We start from the raw sequence: 2365 nt of genomic DNA, 5'->3' as shown, positions 1-2365 counted from the left end.
TGCCGGCGTCCCACGCGTGGGCGGCATCTCCAAGCGGCCGGTGTGCATGAACTCGCGGATCCCCCGGGCACAGGTGGCACCGATGTCCACGGGTCGGCTTTTCATCCAGGCCACAAAATGATGGGCGATGGCGGTCAGGTCCCAGCCGCCGCACTCCCGGATGGCCCGGGCGATGCACAGCGACATTTGCGTGTCGTCGGTCACCTGCCCGGGTTTCAGGTAGAGCCAGCCGCCGCCGATGATCTTCTTGTGGACCCCGTATTTGAACCGGATCTCGGTGGGTGTCATGAATTCCGTGGTGGCGCCCAGGGCATCGCCGACGGCCATGCCGAGAAAGGCGGCCCGGGCCCGCTCGACGGTCTGTGCCCAGGTTTCGGATGAGCGCGTAACAGTCATGAAGGTTCCTCAATACAGTCGCAGGGTGACTTCGTATTCTCCGCCGATCACCAGCACCTCTTCCTCACCCTGGAGAATGCCGGCGTGCAAAAAGGCTCCGTCGAAAAAAACCTTGGGAATCGGTACCTGGGCTTCAATCACCAGGGTGCCGAACTCCCAGGCCCGCTCGAAGTCCCGGGTAAAGGAGTTGAGGTTGTTGAGCCGCACCACGGCGTGGGTCTCGTCCGGCCAGGCGAGAACTTCATGTTCGGCAAAATCGTACACCCCGCGGTAGAGGGTCATGTGAAGGCGCTCCGGATGGCGACGGGCCAGTTCATACTGGCCGAATTCGTACAACAGGTCCAGCTGGGATAAAATCGCGTTGGTGCGGGCGGCGCCGTTGAGCCGTTCGCCCATGTAATCGAAGTAAGCCTCGCAAGCCCGGTCTTGGATCCGCTTCTTGTGGAACGTGGGCGCAATGCCCAGGCGGCTCTCCACCCAGCCCTTCATCACCGCCCCCTCCACGGAATTGGCATCGAACAGCCAGCCGCGCAGGAACCGCAGATAACTGTTTTTCAGGCTGAGCTGGCCGGTGGGGTCTTTTTCGCGCCGCCACTGATGCAGATGAAAGGCCACGTCCATATAGTCCTGGTAACTGCGGGCGCGCTCGTCCCAGGTTTCCAGGCGGTCCAGCATGTTGAAGAAATGTCGGTGCGTGGAGCGGGTTCCCTGGATGTGCAATGGCCGGGGATGTTCGTTGAATGCCCGTGAGGCGATCTCCCACGCCGGCACGTCGCACATATTGGTCAGCGGTGGCATGGCACCCGGGTGAACAGACGCGTGATTTCGTCTACATCGAAACTGGGCCAGTCGACCGGACACGCGCCCTCGACGGCACTGATCCCCGGTGGCGCGTCGGTCACCTCGCCGATCTCGGTCACGGCGATACCGCTTTGGTGAAGGTCGGAGACGAGGGCGGCGGCGAATTCGGGACGACAACTGATCAAGAGACTGCCGGAGCCGATCAGGCCCAGCGGATCGATGCCCAGGATGGTTCCCATGCGACGGGTCTGGGAAAAGACCGGCACCTGATCGCGCCTGACGCGAATCCCCCGGCCGCCGGCCTGGCTCAATTCGGAGAGCGCCGTGGCGATGCCGCCCTCGGTCACGTCGTGCAAGGCCGAGACCCCGCCCACACGCCAGGCGATACGTGCCTCGGGCAGGATGCTGATCATCTCCTGAAAGGCGGTGCAGGCATCGATCTCCTCGACCGGCATGCCCTTGTCCAGAAGCAGTTGCCTGAACTCGGCGGCGATGATCGCCGTGCCCTCCACGGCCACGCCCTTGGTCACCAGCACCCGATCGCCGGGCGCATGCGGCTCTTACGGATCAGGTCGTTGCGTGCGACGGTGCCGGACATCATGCCGGACACCACCGGCCGGCGGACTGCGTCGGTAATTTCGGTGTGTCCGCCGCACAGGGTGATGCCCTGGTCGGTGCAGGCTCCGTGCAGGTCGGCAAAAATCTGCCGCACCTGGGAGCGCGAAAAGTCGCAGGGCAGAAGGAGGGTGGCCAGCATCCAGTGGGCCGCGGCGCCGGCCGTGGCCAAATCGTTGGCATTGATCGCAACCGCGTAACGGCCGATGGATGCGGTGGCAAAGGTGATCGGATCGGTTTTAAGCACCAACACCGCCTCGCCCTCGATGTCCACGGCGGCCGTATCCTCCCCCACGGTGGGGCCCACGATTACCGAAGGGTCGTCCATGGCGTAACAGGCCAAAAGCTCGGCGAGAAAGGCGTTGGGCAATTTGCCGGCCGGCAATGCCAGGCCGTCGGTGATGATCGGCTTGAGCTGGTCCAGGGTGGCGGCCACGAAATCGCAATCCAGCCCCTCGGGCAGGGACGTACCGTTGCTCAGGTAAGCGGTCAGAGCGCCGGCCCGGCGACCGGCCTGCATGTCGAAAAGAAAATCGCCCACCATCAAGACGTG

At 63.8% G+C, this 2365-nt stretch carries 4 protein-coding genes; all 4 read right to left on the bottom strand.

The window, feature by feature from the left end:
- The coding region (locus tag JCM12296_RS34200) for an ADP-ribosylglycohydrolase family protein (RefSeq protein ID WP_172684256.1) at window positions 1-396 on the bottom strand (396 nt) is incomplete at its 3' end.
- A gap of 9 nt (window positions 397-405) precedes the next feature.
- Window positions 406-1194: an NAD(+)--dinitrogen-reductase ADP-D-ribosyltransferase gene (locus JCM12296_RS34195; RefSeq protein WP_054702562.1), complete on the bottom strand. Its 789-nt coding sequence runs from the start codon at window positions 1192-1194 to the stop codon at window positions 406-408.
- On the bottom strand, window positions 1182-1733 hold the full coding sequence (locus JCM12296_RS34190; protein ID WP_054702558.1) for an AIR synthase-related protein: 552 nt from the start codon (window positions 1731-1733) through the stop codon (window positions 1182-1184). The genes JCM12296_RS34195 and JCM12296_RS34190 overlap by 13 nt, the downstream gene beginning before the upstream one ends.
- Window positions 1724-2365, bottom strand: a 642-nt coding sequence (locus tag JCM12296_RS34185) for an AIR synthase related protein (RefSeq protein WP_218188432.1), incomplete at its 5' end; no start/stop codon positions are given. The genes JCM12296_RS34190 and JCM12296_RS34185, both read right to left, overlap by 10 nt.

The sequence above is a fragment of the Desulfosarcina cetonica JCM 12296 genome (assembly GCF_001311845.1).
GTDB lineage: Bacteria > Desulfobacterota > Desulfobacteria > Desulfobacterales > Desulfosarcinaceae > Desulfosarcina > Desulfosarcina cetonica.
The sequence above is the reverse complement of the archived record's forward strand: the minus strand, read 5'-3'. Positions and strand labels throughout refer to the sequence as shown.

What these genes read in the sequence shown, in the direction of transcription:
- JCM12296_RS34195 (WP_054702562.1), bottom strand. Translation starts at nt 1,194, where the DNA reads ATGCCACCGCTGACCAATATGTGCGACGTGCCGGCGTGGGAGATCGCC.